The sequence below is a fragment of the Aporhodopirellula aestuarii genome (assembly GCF_023701485.1).
Classification (GTDB): Bacteria; Planctomycetota; Planctomycetia; order Pirellulales; family Pirellulaceae; genus Rhodopirellula; species Rhodopirellula aestuarii.
In genome coordinates this window covers 104,575-110,910 of record NZ_JAMQBK010000051.1, presented here as the reverse complement: position 1 = coordinate 110,910, position 6,336 = coordinate 104,575, and the positions used below count along the sequence as shown (strand labels likewise).

General features: G+C 54.0%; 8 protein-coding genes. 3 read left to right on the top strand and 5 right to left on the bottom strand.

What is annotated here, in order from left to right:
- Positions 1–328 (top strand): transposase (locus NB063_RS19220; RefSeq protein ID WP_250930385.1); only part of this gene is annotated, 328 nt, incomplete at its 5' end.
- 568 nt (positions 329–896) lie between these two features.
- Here NB063_RS19220 and NB063_RS19215 read toward each other — a convergent pair.
- The 3 genes from NB063_RS19215 to NB063_RS19205 form a co-directional block, all read right to left on the bottom strand.
- Positions 897–1,307 (bottom strand): glyoxalase superfamily protein, encoded by a 411-nt coding sequence (locus NB063_RS19215; RefSeq protein WP_250930384.1) that lies wholly within the window; start codon positions 1,305–1,307, stop codon positions 897–899.
- A gap of 700 nt (positions 1,308–2,007) precedes the next feature.
- Positions 2,008–2,547 (bottom strand): hypothetical protein, encoded by a 540-nt coding sequence (locus NB063_RS19210; RefSeq protein ID WP_250930383.1) that lies wholly within the window; start codon positions 2,545–2,547, stop codon positions 2,008–2,010.
- Positions 2,544–3,713, bottom strand: coding sequence for a recombinase family protein (locus tag NB063_RS19205; RefSeq protein WP_250930382.1), 1,170 nt, complete (start codon positions 3,711–3,713; stop codon positions 2,544–2,546). The genes NB063_RS19210 and NB063_RS19205 overlap by 4 nt, the downstream gene beginning before the upstream one ends.
- A gap of 14 nt (positions 3,714–3,727) precedes the next feature.
- Between NB063_RS19205 and NB063_RS19200 the strand changes: the two genes are divergently transcribed.
- Entirely contained in the window at positions 3,728–3,961 is a 234-nt protein-coding gene (locus NB063_RS19200; RefSeq protein ID WP_250930381.1) for a hypothetical protein, read from the top strand.
- 107 nt (positions 3,962–4,068) lie between these two features.
- The gene (locus NB063_RS19195; protein ID WP_250930380.1) at positions 4,069–4,464 is read left to right on the top strand and encodes a hypothetical protein; all 396 of its coding nucleotides are present in this window, start codon (positions 4,069–4,071) and stop codon (positions 4,462–4,464) included.
- A 39-nt stretch (positions 4,465–4,503) separates the two neighbouring features.
- Here NB063_RS19195 and NB063_RS19190 read toward each other — a convergent pair whose 3' ends face one another.
- Both NB063_RS19190 and NB063_RS19185 read right to left on the bottom strand, forming a co-directional pair.
- Positions 4,504–4,902, bottom strand: coding sequence for a hypothetical protein (locus tag NB063_RS19190; RefSeq protein ID WP_250930379.1), 399 nt, complete (start codon positions 4,900–4,902; stop codon positions 4,504–4,506).
- A 71-nt stretch (positions 4,903–4,973) separates the two neighbouring features.
- On the bottom strand, positions 4,974–5,816 hold the full coding sequence (locus NB063_RS19185) for a hypothetical protein (RefSeq protein ID WP_250930378.1): 843 nt from the start codon (positions 5,814–5,816) through the stop codon (positions 4,974–4,976).
- Positions 5,817–6,336 lie beyond the last annotated feature (520 nt).

Here is a 6,336-nt window from a genome sequence, read left to right as displayed (position 1 = left end):
GCTGGCCATAGCGTACTATCTCAAGGAGGAGCTGCGAACGTTTTGGGGGCATACGTTTCGCTGGCCGGCCCAGTTGTTCTTGCGGTCCTGGTGCAAGCGAGCGATCACGACAGGACTGGAGCCTCTAAAAACGATGGCCAAAACGTTGCTGCGTCTTGAAGAGGGCCTGCTGAACTACTTCGAGCATCGGATATCATCCGGGCCGATGGAGGGCACCAACAATAAAATCAAAACCGTTCAACAGCAATCTTACGGCATCCGTGATCGCGAGTATTTTGAACTCACGCTCTACTCGCTTCATCAAACGAAGTACGCTTTAGTCGGATGAGCCGTAATTATGTGGTTTTTCCACCGATGCTCTTGGCTCAGTGAGGAGTAAGATCACGTATTTGAAACCTTGGGTTGTCTGTAAGACACCTGTCTTTGTCAGCACAAATCAAGTCGTTATTTTGTTCCACCATGTAAAAACTATTCCTGCGGAAAGTGCGCCCGCCACGATTAGGTAGAGTCTAACGAGGGACCATAGCATCAGGTTTCTCGGTCGCACCCTACCGCGATGTTTGCGCTTCCATGCCCAGTGAAGAATGGCCCCTAGGGGAATCACGAGCACGGTCAACACCACGAGCAACGCCGCCAGAAATGGCCAGAGGTAGAACTCGATATTGTTAAAGGAACCGATCATTTGCAAGGCTTCCGGGGGCACAGGAACGAGGGAGTAAAAATGCCAGACGCAACGAAACGGTCAGGGTGCCAAAAAGGTTTTCGAACCTTTTTTAATCTCCTAGGGTCCGAAGTCAGGGTGAGCAATTTGGCATGTAACCAGTATGCCCTTGAACAGCGGCTGCGTTCCTGACGTCACTCCGCGATGTCAAAGCCTTACTGGTTATCATTTGTCGCTATCCTTCTGTCGTCTGCGAACAGAAAACCAGATAGTTGCCGAACGGGTCCCAGATGTTCAAGTCTGTATTCCGCCCCTGATATCGTGGATCCACGGCAACTGCCTCTGGATATTCGGCTCCTTTAGCATTCAGATAGTCACAATAGTTTTGTAATCCGAGGACTGGAATATTGACTTCAGAAATCGGCGCGTCCTCCTTCGCATGCCCATTGAGATGAAGGATGGCATCTCCGAGATGTATCTGCATATACAATGGCGCCGTTGGCGAAAATCGAGACTCCCAGTCTATCTCAAATCCCAAATAAGCCAGATAGAATGCCTTCGCCTTGGCTTCATCGAACATCCGCAGGACCGGGATTGAAGATCTGACATCGAACCCGTTCGGTGACTCGTGAATTGATTTACTCATGATGATGCGCCTCGATGGTCAGATGCGCACACGCTGCTCAAAATGATAACGTTACCGATCACCCGGTCGCCGCGAGAGAGCATCCATTGTCAAAACGCCTGGCTCGGCGACTCAGGTGCATCGGAGGGTTCGCTTTTTTTCGATCATGGCGCAGATGCGGGGGTCTCGCGCCCGCTTCCTATTCTTGGTGCTGGGGTGATCCGAAGCTGATCCTGGCCACAATGTCGTTCTCGAATTGAATTACGAAACTGCGGCTCACGTGATCGCTGGGATCGGGGTTTCTATTCAGGTAGGTCCAGATTCTGCCTCCATCGCTCTTCGATTTGGGGGCTCCCAAGTGCTCGTGGACCGCGTTCTTCGACATGCCGATCTGAACATGCTCTCTGACCTCCGAATTCGTTAGGCGTGGGTAGTTCCGTGTCGTGTTCCAGGTGGCGAGTTCCTTGATCCCGTAAAACAGAAGCGGCGCCAAGAGTATGGCTGTAAGAAACACCAGGGATCGGACTAGATGGCGATTTTTCATTTCTCAGCGAACCAAGTAATTCACACCGGTTGTGGCCGTGATAAGTTGGGGAACGGGGTGTTATCGCCGGTAGGGCCTTCGGCGTGCTCGGTGACACCAGAGGTGCTATCGTCGGTTCGGTCGGGACTTACCGCCGCTTAGGGGGCCCCACGATTATCTGGGATGCCAATGCCCCGGTCAAGCAAGTTGGCCAATCGATTTCTCGGGCTGCCTGTTGACTCTTTCACTGCACGTGCGAAACGATTCGTAATGGGCATCTTTGTGAAAGATGGTAGAACGCCCACGCTCGCGGCCAGGGTCATCAAGAGCCTTTCCCATCGACTGACATTCTTTCAGTAGAGTTGCCCATTTCTCGCGTTGTTTGTCCCAGCACAATTCCCTCGTGATCGGACGCAAGTTCCTTTCGTGAATTTTGGAACGCCCCGTCATTTCGCGGGGCAGGTACAGCAACGCTGCTTGGATCTCGGGGGCGAGCAGCGATAGGCTCAGGATTTGAGTGAGACGAGGCTGCGATACTTTGCCCATTTCGGCAAGTTCGATCGTGTCCTGTGCTTCACCACGCCGCAGCATCTCGTCCATCCGAATCGCGAGCGCCATTAAGCGTGAAATCCTCGGAACCTTCCCTCGCCGTTTCACCGGCGGTTCGTCGGCAGGTTCCGCCTTCTTCTTGGCGGGTTTCTTCAGGTTCACGTTGACCTTACATTTGACCGTAATCATGAATTCGTCTCCTGTTGTTGTTCCGTCGCTTCGGCGGAAAAGGTTTTGATGCCCGCCGGGTGCATCGAAATCGAAAGTGAGCTTTCGTCAGCGTCGAATTCGATCCGGCTGATCAGCAACGTCAGCACCGCCGACTTCTCGCGAGTGTTCAGCTCATTCCAGACGTTGCCAAAATCTGCAAAGGCGGCGTTCACATCACGCTCGTCGATTTGTTCCGCAGTCAAGCGTTCGATCTCGCCGTTAACGATTTCAAGCGACTCGATAATGCCGGCGATCTCCTGGTGCAATGCGGCCAATCGTTCTGAATCGCCAGACCCGACATCCGTCGAATTGCTCACATGATTCATCTGCTCGTGCTGGTGATTCATCCGTTGGGTGAGCTGCGTTCGCTGAGTATTTAACTCCGCCAGCTCCGCTTCACAACGTTTGCTCGACTGCTCCAACACACCGCGGCGCAAACCTGGATCATCCGCGATGCAGCGAATCTGGTCGACCACGGCCGCCTCGATATCCGCCGCTGGCAGCGAGGGTGACGGACAATACTTCCGCCCGCGTTTTATCGCCGTCACACACGTGTAGTAGCGGTACACTTTCGACCGGCGGCGAGCTACGTTGTGAACCATCGAGTAGTTGCATGCCGGGCAATAGATCAAACCCTTTAATAACGCTTGATACTTGTTGACCAGGTGATTGCCGCCGCCGCGAGCGTGACTACGCATCATCGCCGCGACATCATCAAATAGCTTCTGGTCAATGATCGGCGTATGCTCACCCTTGAACGTCTGCGTCTTATGCTTGATCCGGCCAATGTAGGTTTGGTTGGTCAACATTGTGTGCAGCGACGACTTATCAAACGACTTTCCGCCTCTCGTCTTTCCCGATTTCGTCTTCCAGGATTTTAAACGCCAGCCGCGGCGATCAAGCTCTTCGACCACCGGTGTCATCGACTCCATCTCGAGGTACAACCCAAAGATCCGCCGCACCTTCGCCGCCTCGTCCGCGTTGACCACCAACTTCGGGCTTGGCCCGGATCGGTCAACGTCGTACCCCAGCACCGGGATACCGCCCGCCCATTTCCCTCGCCGTCGCTGAGCCGCGATCTTGTCGCGAATCCGCTCGCCGATGATCTCTCGCTCGAATTGTGCGAACGAAAGCAGAATATTCAACGTCAGGGTAGCGAATGAGTGATTTGGACATCGAACGCCGTGTGGCACTTTCATTGGCGGTCGGCCGTTACTTGCGATCGGCCGACCGCTTCAACGAAGCGTCACGAGATTTCACCGGAGCGTGCAAGTCGCTCCGCAAGCAACTGGGCACCAATCAACGGTTCGTTGCCCAAATTGATTTCAAGCACTACCTCGTGACCAGCGATCGCGATGGCAATTTCGACATCGAAGCGATGCCAACCCTGTAATTCCAGCCATCCCAACCATTCAACGAAGGAACTATCCAACCCATGACCCAGGTGGAGAGGATCCGGCGCGTATTGGCTTGGACTTTTTCACCACTATCGTTTCGGAGATGAGTGAGTCTCGGTTCATGGCAACTCGCGAAGGCTACTTCCCCGTTGAATTCCGATTGCGCGAAAAACTGGATCCGTTACGAACCGTGCGTCATCTAGTCGAGCTCGTTCCGGCGCCGCCGATCGAGCTGACCATCGTCGATGACTCCGGCGCCCCTCTCGTTGGAGCTGAGTTGCAATACATTGGACCCGATGTGCGCGGCTCGATAATGCGAGTTGAGCCGTCTAATCAACAAGGCAACATCGCGATGAGATATCCCGAACTGGGAAAACTCGCTCGATATCGAGTCAAGCATCGCGTAGGCGAAATGGAAGTCAGTGCCAAGAACTGGTTGAACGCACATGATGACAAAAAACGTTCACGTCCCATCGAAGCTGTGATTCAACTTCGCTGACACCATCATTCGGAATGCAGAGGTGGCGTACGGATCGTGTCAGATGTCTGCCGAAGCGAGATTCCCAACGGTGTCATCGACCTGACCTGGCTCCATCAATAACGCAGTTTGAACCGACACCGATGGAGGTTTCAACGAAACGGAACCGCCTTCGGTTGGACAAAACTCGCGGAGTTGCCGGATCCAGACTTGCGTTCGGTGCCCGGGACCGATCTGAGTTTCGGCGCACCGGCGGCCGACTCCGGTGAATCGCCCGGTCGATGAAACCGGAGCACGCTTCGGAATTACTTGCTCAAGTCGGTTCGTCATGTACAGCTGGCGATGTTTCTTACCACCGCGTTCGTCAACTATTTCGACATGAAACGGGCGGCCCTTGCGCACCGAACTGGAACGCTGTCGCAGAATGTTAGCTTCGGAAGTCGATGACACTGCCGTCATCGAGTATTCCGAATTGTTGCAGTCAGTGTGTTCTAACTTGCTATTGCTCCACTGTTAGCCTTCTGGTTCACCTACCTTGCGTTATCTTGAACTTCGTACTTGCTCAAGTTGGCATCGGCAGGCGCCCGCGAATCGGTCGATAATTGCTCAGTCCAGTAGGCGATTCTTGTCTTGCCCGATTTCCGTGAAAGTTCTTCCACAACGGCGGTCAGCTCTACGGCGTTTTGTTGCAGAATCAGACTGTTGCCGCGCCAGCCCAAAACGTTCCAACCGTGATCGGTCAACAACTTGCGAACCGCTTCCCTGGTTTCTTCGACGCCAACACTCGTTTCATACGAGGCAATGTTATAGTTCACACTGACAAAGGTCGCGCCGGGCGGTACTGGCAGCTTGCTTACATTGACGTTGCTTTTATTCTTCAGTCGCACCACGACTTTTCCAGGCTCGTCGTGTAGTTGGACGGTGACATAGAGGTGAAATCCGGAGCGGACGAACTGACCTTCGGCGTATCCGTTGGAGATATCGGATTCGGACCATTCCTCCCACTGTCGCTCCAGCAAGTTGCGGCGCTGAAACTCATATTCGTTTCTCACACCAAATGCCTTGAGTCGAGCTTCATACTCCAAACAAGCAACAGTTCTCGTCGTAATTTCCCCGGCGTCGGGCAGGAGTGGAAATGTCGAGAGATCGATTACAGCTGCTGCTTCAACGGTGGTCGCCGGGGTATGCAGAACTTCGTCTAATGGATCCGCCGCCTTGGCGGCTTTCTCGTGAGGTACTGAATTCGGCAACGCGCCGACGGCGGACTTCCCCGGCCCTGCGTCCGCCTGCTGATTTGACTGCGGACCGCATCCCGAGAAGCAGCCCATCATCGATAAGCCTAGTAGCAGCCCGCTGATTGACTCTGATCGCAATAAGTAGTTTCTCTAAGTAAGGCACTGAACCGGAGGGGCTGGACTACCGACTATCCGCCACGTGTAACGTGAATAAGCTTCACGCTCGCACTATTGTATCAAGTGCCCGAAAAGCCCGTGACAAGCAAGTTGGCGAATACGATGGGGCCGATCCAAGACTCAACCCGCGTTGCGAATGGCATAGTTTGGCAGTGTCCTGAGCAGGTTCTCTTTCCACATCAGACGCCGGTAATCCTGCAGCGGTCGATGAAACCGGAGCAAGTTTCGGATCTATCAGAGTTGACCCGTCGGTGCCCCAGTTTTCCCGATACCGATTCGAGTTCGGATGTGGGCTTCGGCCCTGAAGTCGATGTACCCTCCGCGGCACCCTCCGCGCCGATTCGGTCATTCATATGGACCAGTTTATGGCACGTACCATGCCCTTGACGTCGAAAGGTAACGATTGGTGTCCGTGCCTGTACGTCTGGATGATATTCTCCGACCCGGTGGATATCCGATACCACCCTGGCATCGAATGGTG

Coding starts and splice junctions, on each gene's coding strand:
- NB063_RS19190 (WP_250930379.1), bottom strand. CDS start 4,902: ATGACGGCAGTGTCATCGACTTCCGAAGCTAACATTCTGCGACAGCGT.
- NB063_RS19195 (WP_250930380.1), top strand. CDS start 4,069: ATGAGTGAGTCTCGGTTCATGGCAACTCGCGAAGGCTACTTCCCCGTT.
- NB063_RS19210 (WP_250930383.1), bottom strand. CDS start 2,547: ATGATTACGGTCAAATGTAAGGTCAACGTGAACCTGAAGAAACCCGCC.
- NB063_RS19200 (WP_250930381.1), top strand. CDS start 3,728: ATGAGTGATTTGGACATCGAACGCCGTGTGGCACTTTCATTGGCGGTC.
- NB063_RS19215 (WP_250930384.1), bottom strand. CDS start 1,307: ATGAGTAAATCAATTCACGAGTCACCGAACGGGTTCGATGTCAGATCT.